General features: G+C 72.5%; 20 protein-coding genes and 1 riboswitch. Of the genes, 9 read left to right on the top strand and 11 right to left on the bottom strand.

Annotated elements, in window-relative coordinates:
- Nucleotides 1-420: 420 nt before the first annotated feature.
- Together ADY01_RS15940 and ADY01_RS15935 are read right to left on the bottom strand one after the other, a co-directional pair.
- Entirely contained in the window at nt 421-1,845 is a 1,425-nt protein-coding gene (locus ADY01_RS15940) for an alpha,alpha-trehalose-phosphate synthase (UDP-forming) (protein ID WP_049572910.1), read from the bottom strand.
- 107 nt (nt 1,846-1,952) lie between these two features.
- Nucleotides 1,953-2,918, bottom strand: coding sequence for a glucosyl-3-phosphoglycerate synthase (locus ADY01_RS15935; protein WP_049572908.1), 966 nt, complete (start codon nt 2,916-2,918; stop codon nt 1,953-1,955).
- Nucleotides 2,919-3,147: 229 nt separating this feature from the next.
- Nucleotides 3,148-3,306: riboswitch (SAM riboswitch) on the top strand.
- A 15-nt stretch (nt 3,307-3,321) separates the two neighbouring features.
- Between ADY01_RS15935 and thrC the strand changes: the two genes are divergently transcribed.
- From thrC to ADY01_RS15910, 5 genes are all read left to right on the top strand, one after another.
- Nucleotides 3,322-4,620 (top strand): threonine synthase, encoded by a 1,299-nt coding sequence (gene thrC, locus ADY01_RS15930; RefSeq protein ID WP_049572904.1) that lies wholly within the window; start codon nt 3,322-3,324, stop codon nt 4,618-4,620.
- On the top strand, nt 4,617-4,892 hold the full coding sequence (locus ADY01_RS15925; protein ID WP_049572902.1) for a MoaD/ThiS family protein: 276 nt from the start codon (nt 4,617-4,619) through the stop codon (nt 4,890-4,892). Before thrC ends, ADY01_RS15925 begins: the two co-directional genes overlap by 4 nt.
- Before the next feature lie 440 nt (nt 4,893-5,332).
- Complete coding sequence (locus ADY01_RS15920) at nt 5,333-5,536, top strand: cold-shock protein (RefSeq protein ID WP_004986573.1); 204 nt, start codon at nt 5,333-5,335, stop codon at nt 5,534-5,536.
- Between the two features lie 300 nt (nt 5,537-5,836).
- Nucleotides 5,837-7,465 (top strand): chaperonin GroEL, encoded by a 1,629-nt coding sequence (gene groL / locus ADY01_RS15915; protein ID WP_049572896.1) that lies wholly within the window; start codon nt 5,837-5,839, stop codon nt 7,463-7,465.
- Nucleotides 7,466-7,610: 145 nt separating this feature from the next.
- Nucleotides 7,611-8,096: a hypothetical protein gene (locus ADY01_RS15910; RefSeq protein ID WP_049572894.1), complete on the top strand. Its 486-nt coding sequence runs from the start codon at nt 7,611-7,613 to the stop codon at nt 8,094-8,096.
- A gap of 25 nt (nt 8,097-8,121) precedes the next feature.
- On the opposite strand, the gene murQ is transcribed toward ADY01_RS15910, so the two are convergent.
- A complete protein-coding gene (murQ, locus tag ADY01_RS15905) occupies nt 8,122-9,030 on the bottom strand; it encodes an N-acetylmuramic acid 6-phosphate etherase (protein WP_049572889.1) in 909 nt (302 codons plus the stop codon).
- Between the two features lie 50 nt (nt 9,031-9,080).
- The gene (locus ADY01_RS15900) at nt 9,081-10,025 is read right to left on the bottom strand and encodes a MurR/RpiR family transcriptional regulator (protein WP_234320250.1); all 945 of its coding nucleotides are present in this window, start codon (nt 10,023-10,025) and stop codon (nt 9,081-9,083) included.
- Between the two features lie 99 nt (nt 10,026-10,124).
- Between ADY01_RS15900 and ADY01_RS15895 the strand changes: the two genes are divergently transcribed.
- The 3 genes from ADY01_RS15895 to ADY01_RS15885 all read left to right on the top strand — a co-directional run bounded on the left by ADY01_RS15895 (nt 10,125) and on the right by ADY01_RS15885 (nt 12,157).
- Nucleotides 10,125-10,499, top strand: coding sequence for a hypothetical protein (locus ADY01_RS15895; RefSeq protein ID WP_049572883.1), 375 nt, complete (start codon nt 10,125-10,127; stop codon nt 10,497-10,499).
- Nucleotides 10,496-10,777: a DUF4031 domain-containing protein gene (locus ADY01_RS15890; protein ID WP_078900339.1), complete on the top strand. Its 282-nt coding sequence runs from the start codon at nt 10,496-10,498 to the stop codon at nt 10,775-10,777. The genes ADY01_RS15895 and ADY01_RS15890 overlap by 4 nt, the downstream gene beginning before the upstream one ends.
- A gap of 126 nt (nt 10,778-10,903) precedes the next feature.
- Complete coding sequence (locus ADY01_RS15885; RefSeq protein WP_267888438.1) at nt 10,904-12,157, top strand: Cmx/CmrA family chloramphenicol efflux MFS transporter; 1,254 nt, start codon at nt 10,904-10,906, stop codon at nt 12,155-12,157.
- Here ADY01_RS15885 and ADY01_RS15880 read toward each other — a convergent pair.
- From ADY01_RS15880 to ADY01_RS15870, 3 genes are all read right to left on the bottom strand, one after another.
- Nucleotides 12,147-12,758: a hypothetical protein gene (locus tag ADY01_RS15880; protein WP_420715716.1), complete on the bottom strand. Its 612-nt coding sequence runs from the start codon at nt 12,756-12,758 to the stop codon at nt 12,147-12,149. The two genes, ADY01_RS15885 and ADY01_RS15880, sit on opposite strands and share 11 nt — an antisense overlap.
- Before the next feature lie 73 nt (nt 12,759-12,831).
- The gene (locus tag ADY01_RS15875; RefSeq protein ID WP_049572874.1) at nt 12,832-13,590 is read right to left on the bottom strand and encodes an SDR family NAD(P)-dependent oxidoreductase; all 759 of its coding nucleotides are present in this window, start codon (nt 13,588-13,590) and stop codon (nt 12,832-12,834) included.
- A complete protein-coding gene (locus ADY01_RS15870; RefSeq protein WP_049572872.1) occupies nt 13,583-14,794 on the bottom strand; it encodes an MFS transporter in 1,212 nt (403 codons plus the stop codon). Before ADY01_RS15870 ends, ADY01_RS15875 begins: the two co-directional genes overlap by 8 nt.
- Nucleotides 14,795-14,872: 78 nt before the next feature.
- Here ADY01_RS15870 and ADY01_RS15865 point away from each other — a divergent pair, with 78 nt between their 5' ends.
- The gene (locus tag ADY01_RS15865; protein WP_078900338.1) at nt 14,873-15,331 is read left to right on the top strand and encodes a MarR family winged helix-turn-helix transcriptional regulator; all 459 of its coding nucleotides are present in this window, start codon (nt 14,873-14,875) and stop codon (nt 15,329-15,331) included.
- Between the two features lie 202 nt (nt 15,332-15,533).
- Here the strand turns inward: ADY01_RS15865 and ADY01_RS15860 are convergent, their stop codons facing one another.
- From ADY01_RS15860 to ADY01_RS15845, 4 genes are all read right to left on the bottom strand, one after another.
- The gene (locus ADY01_RS15860; protein WP_049572866.1) at nt 15,534-17,585 is read right to left on the bottom strand and encodes a HelD family protein; all 2,052 of its coding nucleotides are present in this window, start codon (nt 17,583-17,585) and stop codon (nt 15,534-15,536) included.
- Nucleotides 17,586-17,781: 196 nt separating this feature from the next.
- Nucleotides 17,782-20,019 (bottom strand): ATP-binding protein, encoded by a 2,238-nt coding sequence (locus ADY01_RS15855; RefSeq protein WP_049572863.1) that lies wholly within the window; start codon nt 20,017-20,019, stop codon nt 17,782-17,784.
- A gap of 144 nt (nt 20,020-20,163) precedes the next feature.
- Nucleotides 20,164-20,796, bottom strand: a complete 633-nt coding sequence (locus ADY01_RS15850) for a DUF6879 family protein (RefSeq protein WP_049572859.1) — start codon at nt 20,794-20,796, stop codon at nt 20,164-20,166.
- Complete coding sequence (locus ADY01_RS15845; RefSeq protein ID WP_049572855.1) at nt 20,789-21,061, bottom strand: hypothetical protein; 273 nt, start codon at nt 21,059-21,061, stop codon at nt 20,789-20,791. The genes ADY01_RS15850 and ADY01_RS15845 overlap by 8 nt, the downstream gene beginning before the upstream one ends.
- Between the last annotated feature and the right edge of the window lie 182 nt (nt 21,062-21,243).

Here is a 21,243-nt window from a genome sequence, read left to right as displayed (position 1 = left end):
CTCCTGGCCCGAACAGCGCTCGGAACCGGCCCGCGCGCCCCGCAACTGCCGCGCGCCCAACAACGAAAGAAGCGTCCCCGCCCTCGGCCCCCCGGACCTCTTCCGCTCCGCAGGCGCTCGTGGTCGACCCGCACGCCCCCCAACTTCCAAGTGCGCTGAAGAACCAAAAGAGTCCAGGTCCCCCCGGCCCGCGAGGGCCTCACCCCCGGTCGCGGTTGGAGAGGCTTTGGGCGGGAGCCGCGTTGGGGCGAGAGATCGGGGGCCCTTACGCTGGCCGGCGGATCGGGCAGGCTGTGCACCTGCCCGCACGTGCCCGATCAGGGCCCCCGATCTTGGAGGCTCGCCCCAACGGGGCTGCGTAAAGCCTCGGAAACCGCCCCAGCCACGAACGGCCAAGCCGGCCGCAGGCCACCCGCAGGGTCACCTGTCCCGCAACGCCTCAACCTGTGACACGAACCACGCCGACGGCGGAAGCGCCGTGGCCGCGGCGGCGAGGCGTTTGGTGCGTTCGGATCGTTCGTCGGGGTCCATCGACAGGGCCACGTGCAGCGCCTCGGCCGTGCCCGCGATGTCGTACGGGTTCACCAGGAGCGCGTCCTCGCCCAGTTCGGCCGCCGCCCCCGCCTCACGCGAGAGGACCAGCGCGCAGCCCCGTTCCGAGACGACGGGGACCTCCTTGGCCACCAGGTTCATCCCGTCGCGGATCGGGTTCACCAGTGCCACGTCCGCCATCCGGTAGGCGGCCAGCGAGCGCGCGAAGTCGTCCTTCACATGCAGCACCACCGGCGTCCAGCCGTCCGCGCCGAACGCCGCGTTGATCTCGTCCGCGACCCGCGAGACCTCCGCCGTGTAGGCGCGGTAGACCGCGAGGTCCTGCCGTGAGGGGTAGGCGAACGCCACATGCACCACGCGCCCCCGCCACTGCGGCCGGTCGGTCAGCAGGCGCCGGTAGGCCAGCAGGCCGCGCACGATGTTCTTCGACAGCTCCGTGCGGTCCACCCGCACCACCGTTTTGCGGTCCCCGACCTGCTCCCGCAGCGCCGCGAGCCGTTCGTCCACGTCCTCGCGGAACGCCCGCTCCCGCAGGAAGTCCGCGTCCGCGCCGAGCCCGTGGACGCCCAGGCGCGTTGTCCTGCCACCGTGTGTGACGGAGTCCTCCGTCACCTCCGCGCCCAGCAGGTCGGCGCAGCAGTCGGCGAAGGCGCGCGCCCAGCGGCGGGTGAGGAACGCCGCGCGGTCCGCGCCCAGGATGCCGAGCAGCACCTCGCGGGCGACCGCGTCGGGCAGCACCCGGAAGAGCTCGGGCGGCGCCCAGGGGGTGTGCGAGAAGTGCCCCACCCTCAGGTCGGGGCGCCGGGCGCGCAGCAGCCCGGGAACGAGCGAGAGGTGGTAGTCCTGCACCAGGACGGCGGCCCCCGGCGCCGCCTCCTCGGCCAGCGCCTCGGCGAACGCCGCGTTGTACGCGCCGTAGTCGGACCAGCGCGCCTCGAAGTCGGCGTCGAAGACCGGCTCGAACGGGGTTTGGTACAGCAGGTGGTGCACGAACCACAGCACGGAGTTCGCGATGCCGTTGTACGCGGCGTCGAAGGTGACGGGCGGGATGTCGATCATGCGGACGGCCTGCCCGCCGGTCTCGGCGGGGTCGAGGCGGGGGCCGGCGCGCCTGGCGGCCTCACGGTCGCCGTCGCCGAGCGCGGCGCAGACCCAGGTCCCGGCGTCCGGGCCGAGCGCGCTGAGTCCCGAGACCAGCCCGCCGCCGCCGCGCTTGGCGGTGAGCGAGCCGTCGTCGCCCAGCGCATAGCTCACGGGGCCGCGGTTCGACGCGACCAGCACCTGATCCGTCACGGGCGGAGGCTAGCCAATCCCAGGGGCCGCGAAACGTGTGCCCCGTCACACCCGCCCCCGGATTCACTCCGACGGGCGGGCGTGTGCGACGGCGCGTGACGCACCGACTACGCCGCCCTGCGCGCGGCGTATTCGGGGACGGTGGCCATGGGCGGCCGTTCGTCCGCGTCGATCGGGTGGGTCTGCGGCGTGAATCCGCCACTGTCGGTCCGCTCGAACTGGGTGAGCCCGAGACGGATGGGCATCACCGAGCCGGGCAGTCTGCTCTGGGCGGTTCGCAGGATGGTGGCGGCCATCCGCCCCAGTGCCTGGCCGTCCTGGTGGCGGTGCTTGCGCACGCCCACGTCCACCTGGCCGAGGGCGTCGAGGCCCGCGAGGTGGAGCGTGTCGATGAGCATGCCCAGCTCGACTCCGTAGCCGACCGGGAACGGAAGCCGTTCCAGCAGCGAGCGGCGGCCCGCGTACTCCCCGCCGAGCGGCTGGACCACCCCGGCCAGCTGCGGCCAGTGGAGGTTCAGCAGCGGGCGGGCGACCAGCTCCGTGACCCTGCCGCCCTGCCGGGCGCCTCCCGGTCCCTCGCCGAGCGGGCGGTCGTACATCGCCTTGACCAGATGCACGCCGGGCTCGGTGAGCAGGGGCCCGAGGACCCCGTAGACGAACCGGGACTCGAAGTCACGCAGGTCGGCGTCGACGAAGCAGACGATCTCGCCGCTGGTGGCCAGCAGCGATCGCCACAGCACCTCGCCCTTGCCCTGCACGGTCGGCACCCGCGGCAGGATCTCGTCGCGGTGCACGACCTTCGCGCCCGCCGCGGCGGCGACCTCCGAGGTGCGGTCGGTGGACCCTGAGTCCACCACCATCAGTTCATCGATCAGTGGCACGTCCTCCATCAGGTCACGCCGGAGCGTTTCCACGATGGCGCCTACGGTCGCCTCTTCGTTCAGCGCGGGAAGTACCACGCTGATGCTGCCGGCCGCTCCTGCTGCCCGCTTCGCGTTCAACAGCCGCGGCAGCGGGCGGTCAGCGGCTTCCCAGGACCGGCGGCTCAGCCACTCCTCTGCCTCTTCCAGCACGAATGTCGCTCCTGTTCGCGTTCGGCCACATTTACACCTGCATGGCCGTATCTGCCCCTTCCTGGCATGGTCCGAACCCAACGTCGGCAGGTTTCTCCGGCGATTCCCGTGGGCGCCTGCGCTGTCTCGCGGATCGGACGGACCGGGCCATTGTGCGGGCCGTCCGTTACAGTCTTGAACAGCGCAGGTGTCCTCCGGATATCGGGTCCCGCGCACGACAACTTCATACCGCTCATCCAGAGGGGCAGAGGGAACGGCCCGTTGAAGCCCCGGCAACCCTTCCGCCGGTTGTCATGCGAGCACGGTCGGTAGCGACCGTCGCGTGAAGCCCGGTGGGGAAGGTGCCAATTCCGTCCTGCGGCGAGAGCCGTCGCGGGAAAGATGAGGAGAGGGCCTCGCACCCATGTCCACGCTGACAGAAACCGACTCCACGCCCGACGCCTCACCGGCCGTCGATCTGGGCCCCGCGACAGCGCTTTCCTGTCGCGAGTGCGGAGAGCGTTTCCCGCTCGCACCGGCCTTCGCCTGTACCTCCTGTTTCGGGCCGCTCGAGGCGGCCTACGACCTCCCCACCGGTGACCCCGAGGCGCTGCGCCGCCGTATCGAGGCGGGCCCGGCGAACATCTGGCGTTACGCTCCGCTGCTCCCCGTGCCGGCCGACGTCGCCGGCAAGCCGAACCTCGCCCCCGGCTGGACCCAGCTGGTCGCGGCGGACCGGCTCGCCGCCGAACTGGGCGTCACCGGCGGCCTGTACGTCAAGGACGACTCGGGGAACCCGACGCACTCCTTCAAGGACCGGGTGGTGGCCAACGCCGTCGAGGCCGCCCGCGCCTTCGGCTTCACCACGCTCTCCTGCTCCTCCACGGGGAACCTGGCGGGCGCCGTCGGCGCCGCCGCCGCCCGCGCGGGGCTGCGGTCCTGCGTCTTCATCCCGCACGACCTGGAGCAGAGCAAGATCCTCATGGCGGCCGTATACGGCGGCGACGTCGTGGGCATCGAGGGCACCTACGACGACGTCAACCGCTTCTGCAGCGAGCTGATCGGCGACCCGGCGGGGGAGGGCTGGGGATTCGTCAACGTGAACCTCAGGCCCTACTACGCGGAGGGCTCCAAGACGCTGGCCTTCGAGATCTGCGAGCAGCTCGGCTGGCGGCTGCCGGACCAGCTGGTGATCCCGATCGCCTCGGGGTCGCAGCTCACCAAGATCGACAAGGGGCTGAAGGAGCTGATCGCGACCGGCCTGGTCGAGGAGAAGCCCTACAAGATCTTCGGCGCCCAGGCCGCGGGCTGCTCGCCGGTCTCGCAGGCGTTCAAGGCGGGCCACGACGCGGTCAGGCCCGTGCGTCCCGACACCATCGCCAAGTCCCTCGCCATCGGCAACCCGGCGGACGGCCCGTATGTGCTGGACATCGCCCGGCGCACCGGGGGCGCGGTCGAGGACGTCACCGACCCGGAGATCGTCGACGCGATCAAGCTGCTGGCCCGCACGGAGGGGATCTTCGCGGAGACGGCGGGCGGGGTGACCCTGGGCGTGGCGCGCAAGTTGTTCGCGTCCGGCGCGCTCGACCCGTCGCTGACCACGGTCGTCCTCAACACGGGCGACGGCCTGAAGACCCTGGACGCGGTGGCCCCGACCACCGGTCCCACCGCCATCATTCGACCGAACCTGGACTCGTTCCGAGAGGCTGGCCTCGCATCATGAGCGTTACTGTCCGAATACCGACCATCCTGCGCACCTACACGGGCGGTCAGGCCGAGGTCTCCGCCGAGGGCGGGACGCTGGGCGAGGTGCTCGCCGATCTTGAGGCGAACCACCAGGGGATCGCCGCGCGGGTGCTGGACGACGAGGGCAGGCTGCGCCGTTTCGTGAACGTCTACGTGAACGACGACGACGTCCGTTTCGCAGATGGGCTGGGCACCGCGACCCCCGAGGGGGCCGGTGTGTCGATCATCCCCGCGGTCGCCGGAGGCTGACGTTCCGCACCGCTCGGCACGCCCCGCGCCGCCGCTCCGCGCCCTTCGGGAAACGGGGCGGCGGGCCCTGCCGGGAGCGCTAGAGTGGCGGTGCCCCCGGCGCGTCCCGTCCCGCTCCCGTGCCACTCGCATGTGAATTCGCGACACGAGACGCAAAGAATATGCCGAGAATGGGTGCACCAATTGTCGGGTTGGCACTTTTGAGGCCCCCGGAAAGATTCAACTTTCACCCATTTTGAGCTTTTTGCCCGTTCTGTGGCTCCAAGAATTCTCCCTCGAATGGCCTGTTGCACTGGGCGTCCGTGCAGATACATTCAGCGGCGGTCGACGCGTTCCGGCGCACACCCCCCGACCGCCGGGGGGGTGGGGTCTGAGAGGTCTGACCCGGGCCCGCGAAGTGCGGGGTCTCGTGAAAGGGCCAGCAACATGGGGAGTTAGGAATGGCTCAGGGCACCGTCAAGTGGTTCAACGCGGAGAAGGGCTACGGCTTCATCGCGGTAGACGGTGGTGCGGACGTGTTCGTCCACTACAGCGCGATTCAGATGGACGGCTACCGCACTCTGGAAGAGGGACAGCGGGTCGAGTTCGAGATCTCGCAGGGACAGAAAGGTCCTCAGGCCGACATGGTCCGAGTGACCGCCTGAATCGCCGACCGCCACCCGCGGCATCGTACAGGGCCCGCACCCCCCGGGGTGCGGGCCCTGCCGCGTGCCCTGGCCCGGGGAGGTGCCCCCACCTGGCACGCAGCCAGGGACGCTTGCACTCTCGGGGGCAGAGTGCTAATCATGGCGTTAGCACTCTGAAGGTGAGAGTGACAAGCAAGGACCGGTTCGGTGAGGTCCGGGGGCTGGGCGGCGAAAGGAGCTGCCGGGTCCTGGACCGTCCGTCGCGGGCGCCAGCGCGGTCCGGAGCAATCCACCCCAGTCCTGGGAGGACCACTTCACATGGCCAAGATCATCGCGTTCAACGAGGAGGCGCGGCGCGGCCTTGAGCGCGGGATGAACCAGCTCGCCGACGCCGTCAAGGTCACGCTCGGCCCCAAGGGCCGGAACGTCGTGCTGGAGAAGAAGTGGGGCGCCCCCACCATCACCAACGACGGCGTGTCGATCGCCAAGGAGATCGAGCTCGAGGACTCCTTCGAGAAGATCGGCGCCGAGCTCGTCAAGGAAGTTGCCAAGAAGACGGACGACGTGGCCGGTGACGGCACGACCACGGCGACCGTGCTGGCGCAGGCGCTGGTCCGCGAGGGCCTGCGCAATGTCGCGGCCGGTGCCAACCCGATGGCCCTGAAGCGGGGCATCGAGGCCGCGGTCGAGAAGGTCTCCGAGGCCCTGCTGAACCAGGCCAAGGAGGTCGAGACCAAGGAGCAGATCGCCTCCACCGCCTCCATCTCCGCCGGCGACACCCAGATCGGCGAGCTGATCGCCGAGGCCATGGACAAGGTCGGCAAGGAAGGCGTCATCACCGTCGAGGAGTCGCAGACCTTCGGGCTCGAGCTGGAGCTCACCGAGGGCATGCGCTTCGACAAGGGCTACATCTCCGCCTACTTCGCGACCGACATGGAGCGCATGGAGGCCGAGCTCGAGGACCCGTACATCCTCATCGTCAACTCCAAGGTCAGCAACGTGAAGGACCTCCTTCCGCTGCTGGAGAAGGTCATGCAGTCCGGCAAGCCGCTGCTGATCATCGCCGAGGACGTCGAGGGCGAGGCCCTGTCCACCCTCGTGGTCAACAAGATCCGCGGCACCTTCAAGTCCGTCGCCGTCAAGGCCCCGGGCTTCGGCGACCGCCGCAAGGCCATGCTGGGCGACATCGCGATCCTCACCGGCGGCCAGGTCATCTCGGAAGAGGTCGGCCTCAAGCTGGAGAACGCGACGCTGGACCTGCTGGGCCGCGCGCGCAAGGTCGTCATCACCAAGGACGAGACCACCATCGTCGACGGCTCGGGCGAGAGCTCCGCGGTCGAGGGCCGGGTCAACCAGATCCGTGCCGAGATCGACGCCTCCGACTCGGACTACGACCGCGAGAAGCTCCAGGAGCGCCTCGCGAAGCTGGCCGGCGGCGTGGCCGTCATCAAGGCCGGTGCCGCCACCGAGGTGGAGCTGAAGGAGCGCAAGCACCGCATCGAGGACGCGGTGCGCAACGCCAAGGCCGCCGTCGAGGAGGGCATCGTCGCCGGTGGTGGCGTGGCCCTGCTCCAGGCCGGCTCGGCGCTGGAGAAGCTGGACCTGGAGGGCGACGAGGCCACCGGTGCCGCCGCCGTCCGCCTGGCGCTCGAGGCCCCGCTGAAGCAGATCGCGATCAACGCCGGTCTCGAGGGTGGCGTCGTGGTGGAGAAGGTGCGCAACCTTCCCCAGGGCCACGGCCTGAACGCCGCCACCGGCGAGTACGTGGACCTGCTGGCCGCGGGCATCCCCGACCCGACCAAGGTGACGCGTTCCGCCCTGCAGAACGCCGCCTCCATCGCGGCGCTCTTCCTCACCACCGAGGCCGTCATCGCCGACAAGCCGGAGAAGGCTTCCGCCGGCGCCGGCGACGCGGGCGGTGGCATGGGCGGCGGCATGGACTTCTGAGTCCTCCGCCACCCGCGCGCACGCGCATCCAAGGGCGGCACCCCGGCGACGGGGTGCCGCCCTTCGCGTGCGCCCGCCCGTATGGCCTTCCGGTCCCTGGGTACTCGGACAGATGTCCGAGATGGGGGTTTCGGGAGGATTGTTCATGCATGCGATCACCAAGGGGCTGCTGGCCGGTGCCGCCGGTACCACGGCTCTCAACATCACCACCTACGGCGACATGCTCCTTCGCGGCAGGCCCGCGAGCAGCACGCCGGACCAGGTCGTCGGCGAGCTGGCGTACCGGACGGGGGTCACCCCCGGCGACGTCCGGAGCGGACCCCACCGCGAGCAGGCCGTCGGCGCCCTCCTCGGCTACGGCACGGGCCTGGCCGTCGGCGCCGCCTACGGGCTGCTGCGTCCCCGCAGGGCCCGGGTGCCGCGCTGGGTCCTGGCTCCGGCGCTCGGCGCCGCCGCCATGGCGGGCAGCGACCTGCCCGCCGCCGCACTCGGCGTGACCAAGCCCACCCGCTGGGGCGCGCAGGGCTGGGCCGCCGACATCGTGCCGCACCTGATCTACGGCGCGACGGCCGCCGGCGTCTACGACGCGATCCGCGGACGCCGCGGCCGGCTGGCCCGGGTGAGGGGCTGAGGGGCCGTACGCCGGGCAGGCGTGCCTACCGCCGGGCCGCCGCGAGCGCCGCGCGCAGGTGTCCGCGCGATTCGGCCAGCAGGCGCCCGGCGGTCGGCGCGTCCACGTCGCCCAGGATGGTGAGGATCGCGTGCTTCACCTCGCCGTCCGTGGCGGTCAGCGCGGCCTCGATCACCTCGTCCGGGGCGCCGGTGGCCAGCGAGACGATGCGGCGCGAGCGGGCGCGCAGCTTCTCGTTGGAGGCGCGGACGTCGACCATCAGGTTCCCGTAGGTCTTGCCGAGCCTGATCATGCTGATGGTCGAGATCATGTTGAGCACGAGCTTCTGCGCGGTGCCCGCCTTCAGCCGCGTCGAGCCGGTGATCAGCTCGGGGCCCACCACGATCTCGATGCCGAACTCGGCCGCCGCCGCGAGCGGCGAGCCCGCGTTGCACGAGACGCCGATGGTCAGCGCCCCGGCGGCCCTGGCGTGCTCGACGGCGCCGACCGCGTAGGGCGTGCGGCCCGAGGCCGAGACGCCCACGACCACGTCGTCGGCCGTGACGCCCCGTTCCGTGAGGTCGGCCGCGGCCAGCTGCCTGCTGTCCTCCGCGCCCTCGACGGCCGAGATCAGCGCCTCGGGGCCGCCGGCGATCAGGCCGACCACCTCGCCGGGGTCGGTGTTGAACGTGGGCGGGCACTCGCTGGCGTCGAGCACCCCCAGGCGGCCCGCCGTCCCGGCGCCGAGGTAGAGCAGCCGTCCGCCGCGGGCCATGCGTGCGGCCGCGGCGTCGATGGCGGCGGCGATGAGCGGCAGCTGCGCGGCGACGGCGGCCGGGACGCGGGCGTCCTCGGCGTTCATCGTGCGGGCGATGTCGAGCGTCGGGAGCTGGTCGATCTCCGCCAGCTCGGGGCGGTACGCCTCGGTTGTCAGCGAATCGAACTCGGTGGGCATGGCGGGAGCGGCTCTCTCCGGTGAGGGTGGGGCGACGGTCGCGCCCGCCGTCAGCGCTCGCGGGGCGAGTGGCGGTGGGCCAGCGCCTCGTAGCTGGCGTGCAGTGCGGGCGCGGCCGTCTCGTAGGTGCGCTGGGCGACGCCGATGAACAGGCAGTCCACCACGAGCAGCTGGCTGGTCCGGCTCGACATGGCGGCGGGCCGCAGCTCGCTCTCCCGTGCCGTGGACGTGGTCAGCACGTGATCGGCGTACTGGGTGACCTCGCCGTCCGGGCGACCGGTGATCGCCACGGTGGTGGCGCCGTGGTCGAACGCGGCCTGGAGAGGTTCGATCACGTCCACCGTGCGGCCCGAGTGGGTGATGGCGACGGCGACGTCCCCGGCGCGCAGCTGGACCGCGTTGGTCACGGCCAGATGCGCGTCGGAGTGGGCGTGGGCTATGAGCCCGATGCGCAGGAGCTTCTGGGCGAGGTCCTGGGCGACCAGCGAGGAGGCGCCGATGCCGTAGACGTCGATGCGGCGCGCCGTGGCCAGCGCGCTGACGGTCGCCTCCAGCTGGGCGAGGTCGAGCGCGCCCGCCGTGTCGGTGAGGGTCTGCCGCTCGTCCTGGGTGAGCTTGGCGACGACCTCGCTCAGCGGGTCGTCCACGGAGATGTCGGCGGTGACGGCGGGGGCGGCGCCCGAAGCCTGCTGGGCGGCGAGCCCCGCGAGGGCGAGCCGCAGGTCCCGGTACCCGGGGTAGCCGAGGAGCCGGGCGGTGCGGACGACGGTGGCCTCGCTGGTGCCGGTGCGCTCCGCGAGCCCGGTGACGGTGAGCGCGGCGCAGCCGGCGGGGTCACCGGCGACGGTCTCGGCGACCCGCTGCATGGAACGGGTCATGGAGGGCGCCATGGTGCGGACCTTCGCGGCGAGCGCGGCCGGCTCGGGAGGAGCGGGTCGGGGCGTCACGGCAACGGGTCGGGGTCTTCCGGCCCGGCGGACGAAATTTTCCTTCATCGCATTCCTCACAGGGTGAAACGTATTTTCGAGCGAGACGGCCCGTCAAGCCCTCCGTGGTTCTCGTACGGGTCGGAAAACCGCCGGATCTCTGGTGCAATGGTCGGCATGGAGCAGCCGACTACGGAAGACGTTCTCCACCGTGGCAGGGCGCTGGTGCTGGCCGATCTCACCGCGGACGGTGTGGCGGGCCCGGAGGAGGTCTCCCTGCTTGAGCAGGCAGTTTCCCACCGCCGCTGGTGGTGCGACCAGTGGCCCGCCGGGGCGGTTTTCGTCGCCGGGCTTCTCGCCCAGGACATTCAGGACGCACTTCTGGAACTGCGCGGCAGATGGCCACTGTGTCAGGTCTGCGACGAGATGGAGCCGCACGCGCTGGATGTGGACCCCGAGCTGGGCGAGGATCCGTACTGGGTGTGCCCGGTCACGGGCGAGGCGGTGGCGGCCGTGGGCTCGCTCGCCGGGGCGCGCCGGTGACCGTGTACATCGATCCGCCCACCTGGCCGGGACATGGCCGGATGTGGTCACATCTGGTCAGCGACGTGTCGTTCACGGAGCTGCACGCGTTCGCCGCCCGCCTGGGGGCGCCGCCCCGTGCCTTCGAACGCGACCACTACGACGTTCCGGCCGAGCGGTACGCGGCGGCGGTGGCGCAGGGCGCGGTCGAGGTGGGGCCGAGGGAGCTGGTCGGGCGGCTGCGGGCGGCGGGTCTGCGGCGGCGCAAGCGCTGGGCGCGCTCGACGCGCTCGGCATGACGGGCGTGACCGGCGGCGGTTGTGGCGGCGCCGGGTCCCAGCGGGAACTCCCCGCATGGGGCCCCGGGCCCGTGCCACCGGCAGGTGCGGGGAATGCGGCCGGGGAGAGAGGCTGTTGACCGCACCGTGTCCTCCGCTCCCCGGGCTCCCCGGGCCCCCGCCAGGCTCCCCGCCGCCGTCTATGTCCTCGGTGCCGCCGTATTCGCCCTCGGTACCAGCGAGTTCATGCTCTCCGGGCTGCTGCCCGAGGTCTCGGACGACCTCGGCGTCTCCATCCCCACCGCCGGGCTGCTCATATCGGCGTTCGCGATAGGCATGGTGGTCGGTGCGCCGGTGCTGGCCGCCGCCACCCAGCGTCTGCCCCGGCGCGAAACGCTCGTCTGGCTGCTCGCCGTCTTCGCGGTGGGCCATGTGGTGGGGGCGCTCGCGCCGTACTACTGGCTGCTGTTCATCTGCCGGGTGGTGAGCGCGCTGGCGTGCGCCGGCTTCTGGGCCGTGGGCGCCGCGGTCGCCATCTCGCTCGTGCCGGTGCAGGCGCGGGCGCGCGCGATGGCCGTGATGATCGGCGGCCTGAGCATCGCCAACATCGCGGGTGTCCCCGGGGGCGCCGTCCTCGGCCAGAGCCTCGGCTGGCGCTCCGCGTTCTGGGCGGTGGCGCTGCTCACCGCCGCGGGGCTGGTCGGGGTGCTGCTGTTCGTTCCCCGCACCCCGGACACGTCCGCGGCCGAACGGCCGCCGCTCCGCTCGGAGCTGGTCATCTACCGCGACCCGCAGGTGTGGCTCGCGATCGCCACCACCGCGCTGTTCGCCGCCGGGACGTTCTGCTTCTTCTCCTACCTCGCGCCGCTGCTCACCGACGTCACCGGGCTCGGCGAGGGCTGGGTCCCGGTGGTGCTGGTGCTGTACGGCGTCGGCGCGTTCACCGGCACGGTCCTGGGCGGACGGCTCGCGGACGCGCACATGTTCGGCACGCTGTACACCGGCCTCGGCGCGGCGGCGGCCGTGCTGGCGCTGGCGGCGGTCACGGCGGAGAGCGCGGTCGCCGTGGTGACGCTCTCCGGGCTGCTCGGGCTCGCGTCGTTCCTGTGCGCGCCGGGCCTGAACGCCCGCATCTTCAACGTGGCCAACGCCGACGCGCCGACCCTGGCCGGGGCCACGGTCACCTCGGCGTTCAACACCGGCAACACGCTCGGCCCGTGGGCCGGCGGCCTGGTGATCAGCGCCGGGCTCGGCTACGCGGCGACGGCGTGGCTGGGCGCGGTGCTGGTGCTCGGGGCGCTGGGCGGGGCGTGGCTCCAGTCGCGCGGCGCGAGCCGGGCGGGGCAGGTGGTGGCGGCGAGCGGGCGCCGCGAGCCGGCTGCCGAGGTGGTCACGCGGTGAGCAGGCGCAGCTCGCCGTGCACGTTGAACCGGGCGGTCGACTCCCACCGTTCGGCTCCGTGGGCCGTGCGGAACAGGTGGGGGGCGGCGAGGAGTTGGCGCAGCACCGTGGCGCGGCCCGCGCGGAAGTCGGCGTCGGCGACGAAGCCGTACTCCTGGCGGACCTCGGCCGCGTAGGCGGCGTACGCCTCGGGCGGTGCGGCGAGCACGGCCAGGTCGGCGTCGCAGAGGGCGGCGCCGTTCCGGTCGTCGTCGGCGGGGTCGTGCGTGGCGGTCAGCCGCACCAGCCGCGCGACCTCGTCCCGGTCCGGGTCGGCGTCGAGCAGCCGCTCGGCGAGCCGGGCCGACCGCTCCTCGTTGTCGCCGGCGCGGGGGTCGTAGACGGCGTCGTGGAACCAGGCGGCCAGGGCCACGGCCCTCGGCTCCCCGCCCTCTCCGGCGTCGTTCAGCTCGTCCAGCCGGTCCAGCACGGCGGCGAGGTGCGCGCGGGTGTGGTAGCGCCGGTGCGGCTCGGACCAGCGCCGCAGCAGGTCCTCCCCCACGCCGGGTCCCGGCGTCCGGGGCAGCTTCGCGAATCGGGTGAGCAACGTGTCGTCCTCCACCCCGCCATTGTCCCCCCGGACGGCCGTGCGCACGCGTTCGGCGGATGGCGGGGACGGGTGGAGGCGGGAGGTGTCAGGCCAGGTAGCCGCCGTCGATGGTGAGGGTGGTGCCGGTGATGAACGAGGCGGCGGGGGTGGCCAGGAACGTGATTCCCGCCGCGATCTCCTCCGGGGTGCCGAAGCGGCCCATCGCGTTCAGGGCGCGCTGGGCGGGGGCGGAGGGGCCGTTCGGAGGGTTCATCGCGGTGGCCACCGAGCCGGGCTGGACCTCGTTGACCGTGATGCCCCGGGGGGCGAGGTCCCGGGCCGCGCCCTTGGTGTAGCCGGTGATGGCCGCCTTGGTGGCCGCGTAGTCGGCGACGCCGGGGAAGCCGGTCCGGGTGGAGAGGTGGGAGCCGACCGTGATGATCCGGCCGCCGTCGCCGAGGTGGCGGGCCGCGGCGCGGGTGGCCGCGGTCACGCCGCCCACGTTGACGGCGAGCTGCCGTGCGAATTCCGCCGGGTCGGTGTCGCCGCCGATCTCGCCCGTGACGTACGCGGCGGCGTTGTTGACCAGGATGTCGAGCCGTCCGCAGCGCTGGGCCACCGCGTTCACCAGGCGGGTGACCTGGTCCGGATCGGCCTGGTCGGCGCGGTGCGCCCAGGCGCGCGCTCCGGCGCGACGGAGCGCGTTCACCACCTCCTCGGCGTCGTCGGGGGACGCGGCGTGGCTGATCGCCACCGAGGCGCCCGCCGCCGCCAGGGCGCGCGCGGTGGCCGCGCCGATGCCGCGCGAGCCACCCGTGACCAGGGCGACCCTGCCCGTCAGTTCGCGGTCGGCCTTCTCACGCATGGGCGGCCACCTCCGCTCGGGCGCGCCGGTCCCTGCGCAGGGCGTGGAGCGCGACGGCCAGGCCCGCCAGGGTGAGGGCCGCGCCGACGAGGGGGAGCGCGCGCAGTCCCGGGCCGTCCGAGACGACGCGCCCGCCGAGCCAGCCCGCGAACGCGGCGGCGAGCTGGAATCCGGAGGCGTTGACCGCGACGGCCAGCGTGGGGGCGGCCGTGGCGGTGGCCATGACGCGGGTCTGCATGCCGGGGATGATCGCGAAGGCCAGCACGCCGAGGGCGAACGTGAGGACGGCCGCGGCGGGCCTGGTCCCGTCCGCCACCCGGAAGAGCGCCAGGACGGCGGCGAGCGCGGCGAGCAGTCCGGCGAGCGAGGGGAGCAGGGCGCGGTCCGCGAGCCATCCGCCGAGGAAGTTCCCCGCGGTGGCCCCGGCCCCGTAGAGCAGGAGCAACGCGGGGACCGTGCCGGTGGAGAAGCCGCTGACGTCGGTGAGGAGCGGGGAGATGTAGACGAAGACGGCCACGGCGCCGACGTTGCCGAGGGCGGTGAGGGCCAGCGCGAGCTGGAGGTCGCGGTTCGCGAACACCCGCAGTTCGCGGAGGGGCGAGGCCCGGCGGGCGGGCGCGGCCGGCGGGGTCGGCGGGGACGCGGCGGGCCCCGCGGGCAGGGTCAGCAGCGCCAGCAGCAGGGCAACGGCGCTGAGCAGGGCTATGGCCACGAAGGGCGCGCGCCAGCCCAGGCCCTGGCCGACGAGCGTGCCGAGCGGGGTGCCGAGGACGATGCCCAGGTTCATGCCGAGGGTCAGCTTGGCGACGGTGGACGCCTGCCGCCCCTCCCGCGCCATGGAGACGGCGGTGGTGATCGCGAGGGCGAAGAACGTGGCCACGACCAGGCCCGCGGCGAAGCGGGCGGCGAGGAGGACGGGGTGGCTGGGCGCCACCGCGGAGCCCAGGTTCGCGGCGATCGAGACGGTGACGAGACCGGCGACGAGCGGCCTGCGGGCGACCCCGGCGGTCAGGACGGTGACCAGCGGCCCGCCGACGATCATGCCCAGCGCGTAGGCGGTGACCAGCAGCCCGGCCGAGGGGATCGATACGCCGAGCTCGTCCGCGACCTCCGGCAGGATGCCCGCGATGACGAACTCGCCGGTGGTGAGGGAGAAGACGATCAGGAGGAGGGAGAGGAGGGGGAGCGGCAGGGGGGACCTCATGTGGCCCAGTCTAGTTCGAGTTCGGAACATGCAAACTAGAACTATCATGGCTCGAAGCATGGGCGCTACACTGGCCCCATGGCGACGGAGAGCGAGGGGCGGGCCGAGGAACGGGTCGAGGGCTGGACCGAAGGACAAATGGACCGGGATGTGTGCAAACTCGTGCACCGGTTCGCGCAGACGCTCGACGTTCACGTCCGCCGCGTCGCCGAGGGGCTCGGCCTGACCCCGAGCCAGGTGGTCGCGTTGCGCGAGCTGACCGAGCCGATCACCGCGCGGGAGCTGGCCCACCGGATGCACTGCGAGCCGTCCAACGCCACTTTCGTTCTCGACCGGCTCGAACAGCAGGGACTGATCGAACGCCGACCGCATCCGACCGACCGGCGCGCCAAACAGATCGTGCTCACCGAGCCGGGGGCGGCGCTCCGCGCCCGCGTCCTGGAGGAGACCAGCGCCCGGTCGCCGCTGACCTCGCTCACCGCCCCGCAGCAGGAGTCGCTGCGCGACCTGCTGCGGGCACTGGTCGACCCCCGTTAGTGCCGCGTCGGTCAGGGTTTGCCCGTCGAGGAGCGGCGTCCGGTGCGGTGCATCGCTGGGCCCCTTCTGCCCGTTGGCGGGCAAGGAGCGAGCCGGATCGCCCTCGTGCGTGGGGGCACCTCCCGGACGGAGTCCGGGGGAGCACTTGGGTGATGCGGCACTAGAGGCCCTGCCCGCCGGTCAGGCGCCCGGCAGGCGCCCGTCAGGCGGTGCTCGCCGCCGTCGCGAGCGCGCCGGGCAGTGGCGCGGAGTGGACGATCCAGAGTCCGGAGACGGCCCTGGTCAGCGCCACGTACAGGCGGCGCAGGCCGGTGCGTTCGTCCGGCTCGCCGCTCACCACCGCCGCCGGGTCGTCCAGCACCACGAAGTCGTACTCCAGGCCCTTGGCCAGCGAGGCGGGCACCAGCGTCAGGCGCGCCTCGCGCGAGGTCTCCTCGCCAGGGGAGAGATGAGCCATCCCGGCGGCCCCGAGGGCCTTCGCCAGGGCCGGCACCCGGGCGTCGGCCGCGATCAGGCCGATCGAGCCCTCCCGCTCCAGCGCCGCGCCGCACGCGGTCACGACCGCCTCGTCCAGTTCCTCAGGCGTCACCCGCAGGACGTCGAGCGAGCCCGCCGACTCCCGGATCGACGTGGCCTCGGCCAGGCCCGGCGCGATGGCGGGCAGCAGGCGCGAGGCGTAGGCGATCACCTCGCGCGGCACGCGGAAGCCCTGGGTCAGCTCCTCGACCACCGCGTCCGGCTTGCCCAGGTGCGTCAGCGCCGCGGTCCAGGTCTCCGTCGCCCAGGGGGTCGTGCCCTGCGCGATGTCGCCCAGGATGGTGGCGGAGCCGGTGCTGCACCGCCGCCCCACCGCCCGGTACTGCATCGGCGAGAGGTCCTGCGCCTCGTCCAGCACCACATGACCCAGCGACCCGGTGCGTTCCACCAGATCCCGCGCCTCGTCGATCAGCACGGCGTCCGCCGCCGACCAGCGCGCCGACGTCACGCCGCGCGGGGGCCGTTCCCACAGGATCTCCTTCTGCTCCTCCGGCGTCAGGATGCCCTCGGCCTGCTCCGCCAGGAACGCGGCGTCGGACAGCAGCCGCAGCACCAGCTTCGCCGGGTCCACGAGCGGCCAGCACTCCTTCACCACCGCCTTGACCGCCGGCGTGCGCGCCACCGCGTTCTGCACCCGGTCGTCGGGCGCCTCGCCCGCCTGCTCCATCCGCACCAGCACGGCGTGCGCGATCCGCTGCGGCAACGCCTCGCGCGCCGACCCGTACCGCATGTCGCGGCCCGCCAACTCCCGGATGATCTCTTCCAGTTCATAGGCCGGAACGCGCCAGCGCCGCGAGCCGCGCACCACCATCACCGGCTCGCTCGGCATGCGCACACCCCCGCGCACCGCCCGGCGCAGGATCTCCGCCATGCGCGCGTCCCCCTTGACGCGCGCCGCCGTGGCGTCGTCCACGCCCCGCACCTCGACGTGCGCCACCAGCTCGTCCACCGTCGCCTGCTTGACCTCCATCTCGCCGAGCGCCGGGAGCACCTGCTCGATGTAGCGGAGGAACGAGCGGTTCGGGCCGATCACCAGCGTACCGCTGCGGGCCAGCCGGTCGCGGTGCGTGTACAGCAGATACGCCACCCGGTGCAGGCCGACGGCGGTCTTCCCGGTGCCGGGGGCTCCCTGCACGCACACCGTGCCGCCGAGCGAGGCGCGCACGATCTCGTCCTGCTCGGGCTGGATCGTCGCGACGATGTCCCGCATGGGGCCGACGCGGGGGCGCTCGATCTCGCGCTGGAGCAGCGCGCTGGAGGTGGCCGCCTCGGCCGGGTCGGTCAGGTGCTCGTCCTCGTACGCGGTGAGGTCCCCGCCCTCGTACCCGAACCGCCTCCGCAGCGCCACCCCCTGCGGGTCCGGCTTCGAGGCCCGGTAGAACGGCTGCGACACCGGCGCGCGCCAGTCGATGACCATGGGGTCGCCGTCCGCGTCGTGGACGTGGCGGCGGCCGATGTAGAAGCGGCGGCCGCTCTCGCCGTCCTCGTCCAGCGACTCCTCGTAGTCGAGCCTGCCGAAGAACAGCGGCGTCCCGGCGAGATCGGCCAGCGACTTGATCCGCAGCTCGATCTCGGAGGCCAGCACCTTGGCGTTGACCCAGTTGGCCGTGACATCGCTGATGTCCAGCGCCTCGGCATCGGCGCGCATGGCGCGCAGGGCGGCGCGGGAGGCCGCGAGGTGGTCGCGTTCGTCGTCCAGGGGGGTGCGGGCGGGCACGGCGGAGCCTCCGGGAAATCCGAGGAAGGTAACGGAAGGTGAGGGGATGCGACGGAAGCGCCGCCCGGTTGCCGTCCGGGCGGCTCCTGTCCCGCCGTGGCACGCGTGCGGCGACCCGTGCGACGACCTGGGAGGAGGCAGAACACGGGAGCATAGGCAGCCCGGGGGGCGCTGGCAAATCAATTAACGCCGTCGGTCACCGTGGCTCGTTCAGGCGTAGCGCGATGCGGTCGCGGAGGGTGAGGGCGCGGGGGTCGTCGTGGGTGGCGAGGAGGTTCAGGGCTCGGCGGCGGTTCCGTGCGCCGCCGAGGGCGTGGAGGGCGAGGGCCTCGTTCCAGTGGTCGCCCAGCTCTCGCTGGGCGGCGGCGGCGCGTCGGTGGAAGTCGGCCGCCTCGTCGCCGCGCCCGAGCGCGGCATAGGTCTCACCGGCCCCCTGCCAGGCCAGCGCCTCACGGCCGCGATTCCCGAGGCGGCGGTGGAGCGTCGCCGAGCGCTGGTAGGAGACCAGGGCCTCCCCGTGCAGACCGGCGGCGAGCTGGGCCGCGCCGAGCGCGAGCAGCCAGTAGCCCTCCAGCGCGTGATCGCGCAGGTCGAGGGCGAGCTCGACCGCTTCGGCGGCGGTGCGCAGAGCCTCGCGCGGTCGGCCGGTCTCCAGCTCGATCGCGCTGATGAGGCGCAGGATGTTGCCCAGGCCCGCCTTGTTGCCGCGCTCCCGGTGGAGGGCCATGATCTCGCGGGCGTCCCGCTCGGCCTCTTCCGGCCGCCCCGCCTGGTGCCGCACCACGGCGAGGTTGGCGCGGGCGATCGTCGCCCTCCCTTCCTCGCCCAGGTCCCGGAAGACGGACAGCGCTTCGGTGAACCGTTCCTCCGCCTCGGTGAGCCGCCGCCCGCGCAGGGCGACGATGCCCAGCAGGTTGACCGAGTCGGCCACGCCCTCCCGGTCGCCGAGTTCGACGCGGAGGGACAGGGCCCTCCGGTGGAGGTCCGCGCTCTCGGCGAGGCGACCGACGCGCGCGTGGCCCATGCCCAGGCGCTCCAGCAGTAACGCCTCCGCCGGGCGGTCGCCGAGGTGGCGGACGGCCCGGAGCCCCGCCTCGCCGGCAATCAGCCAGTCGGCGGCCGGGGCGGACGGCGCCTGGGCGTGCCACTGCACGGCGGCGAGGCGCCAGGTGTGGTGGGCGAGCCCGGCGGCTTCGGCCGCGCGAACGGCGGCGAGGACGTTGTGGTGCTCCCGTTCCGACCAGTCCACGGCCTGGTCGTAGTCGGCGAACGTCAGGGGCGCCACGCCCTCCGTCGGCTCTTCCAGCGGGAGCCGGTCCCGGTGGGGCGCGATCCGGCGCGCCGCCGCGTCGGCGGTATGCAGGTACCAGTCGAGGACGTGGCGCAACGCCGCGTCGCGCTCGGCGGGTGGCTCCTCGATCCGGGCCTGCGCGGTGGCGTACGCGCGCAGGAGGTCGTGGAACTCGTAGTGGTGGGGCGCCGGTTGCTCCAAGAGGTGGGCGCCGACGAGCGCGTCGAGCAGCTGCCGCGTCCTGCGCAAGGGGGCTCCCGCGAGCGCCGCCGCCGCGTGCAGCCCGAACATGGGCCCGGGGTGGAGCCCGAGGAGCCGGAAGACGCGGGCCGCGTCCTTCGACAACGCCCGGTAGGACCAGGCGAACACGGTCCTGACGGCGTCGGCCTCCGCCTCGTCGCCGGTGCTCAGCGCATCCCAGAGGGCCGACTCGTCGCGGAGGTCGGCGATGAGGTCGTCAAGACCCGCGTGAGGGTCGCTGACCGCACGTTCACCCGCGATCCGCAGGGCCAGCGGCAGACGGGCGCAGAGCCGGGCCAGTTCGAGGAGTTTGTCCGCGTCGTCCGTGGTCCTGCGCTCGGTCACGGCGCGCAGGAGGGCAACGGCCTCCGGTTCCGCGAGTGTGCCGAGGGTGATCCGCTGCGCGCCGTCCCTGATGGCGAGTCCGGCCAGGCGGCTGCGGCTGGTGACGACGGCCAGGGACCGGCCTTTGCCCGGCAGGAGCGGGCGGACCTGCCCGACGGTCGCGGCGTTGTCCAGCAGGACGAGCATCCTGCGGTCGGCCAGCAGCGAACGGTAGAGGGCCGCCGCCGCGTCCGTGTCCTGAGGGACCGCCCCGGTGGGAACGCCGAGGGCGACCAGGAAACGGTGCAACGCCTCCTCGGCCGTGACGGGCTCACCGGGGTCGTAGCCCCGAAGGTTCACGTAGAGCTGCCCGTCGGGGAACCGGTCCCGCGCCTGATGGGACCAGCGGAGGGCGAGCGAGGTCTTCCCCGCGCCCGGCGTCCCGGCGATCACGCAGACGGAGACCACGAGCGGATCCCCGTCCGCACCGGTCAGGATGGCGTCGAGCCGCTGGAGCTCGGCCTCACGGTTGACGAAATCCCGGACATCGCCCGGTAATTGCCGGGGCAGGTGCGCCAAGGAATCGCCCTCCCGGTGAAAGTGAACGCCCCCGCTGATGTTTCCTGCCTGCACCACATCACGGGAGGAACCCGACAGCTCGGAGCGCGTGCCGTCGCCGTCGGGGCGTTCCCCGCCTTCGCTGCTCCCTTTCCCTTTGACGGTCTACTCCGTGGTTAGTCGAGGGGGTGGAAGATGGGCGACGTAGCGGTTGACGTAGGAGATGACGTTCTCGCCGTCCGCGAAAAGCGTGGAGATGAGCGCCTCCCAGGGGGCGATGAGGCCAGGATCCGTGTACTTCCGTGCTCCGTCGGGAATTCCCTCCGGCGTGTATTGCACGTGATAGAGCGTCCGACCTCCCAGGACCACCATCTCGGGCAGCAGGCCACGACCGGCTTCCATCGACTCCACCGTGGCGACATCCACGACTCGGATCCTGCTGCCGGTCTCGGCCTGGATCCGCAAGGCGTGCAACTCCCACTGGAGGTACGGCGTCAACGGCTCCTCCACCACCCGAACGCGATGAAACGGGCCGGCCTTGCGCTTGTCTTCCTGCTCCGACCTCAACAGGCCCTCGCGTTCCTCCTCAAGAAGTCGCAGGGCCAGGTCCCAGTCTCCCCGGCGGAGCGCGTCTCTGCTGGGGTCGTTCTGCTCCTCGAAGTGCTGAAGCCGTTCCAGCTTCCAGGAACTCTCGCCGCGAAGGCTGGTCCGACATCTGCGGAAGTCATTCCTGTAGGCCGGGCGAGCAAGCCTCTCTCCCTGCGAGGAATCCAGCGGTGGAACATTGATGTCAAGCATCCGGGATGTCTTTCTTTGCCGCACTGAGCATAGTGCCGGGAATGACGACCAGCCGCTCGTCCGGAGCCAGAGTGACGTCTGCCGGAAGGCGTGGAGCGTAGGCGGCTGTGAGGTCACGCCCTATGACGGCGATGTCACCGTTGTCCAACTGCCAGATGTCAGGGCAATCCTCTTCGTCCTTCGAATTCCCCAGCTCCGCAGCCGATTTCCCCAGCCGCCGCTCGAATAACGCGGAGGGATCGGCCTCCCATCTGCGCACCGTCATGTCCAACTCCTTCGGTCGCGCACGGTTCAGTTGTCACCCACTGTACGCGGGGCGGTCACTCGGGGCCACGTTCCCGCACTCTCTACCTCATGATCCGCCCCGCGCACAGAGCGTCACGGATCTTTCACACAACGGAGTGGTTCCAGGTGTGACCCGCCGTTCGGGCGGGGTAGGTGGGGGCG

Origin of the sequence: Streptomyces sp. SBT349, assembly GCF_001083795.1 — a bacterium.
Taxonomy (GTDB): domain Bacteria; phylum Actinomycetota; class Actinomycetes; order Streptomycetales; family Streptomycetaceae; genus Streptomyces.
This window is presented reverse-complemented; position numbering and strand designations above follow the sequence as displayed.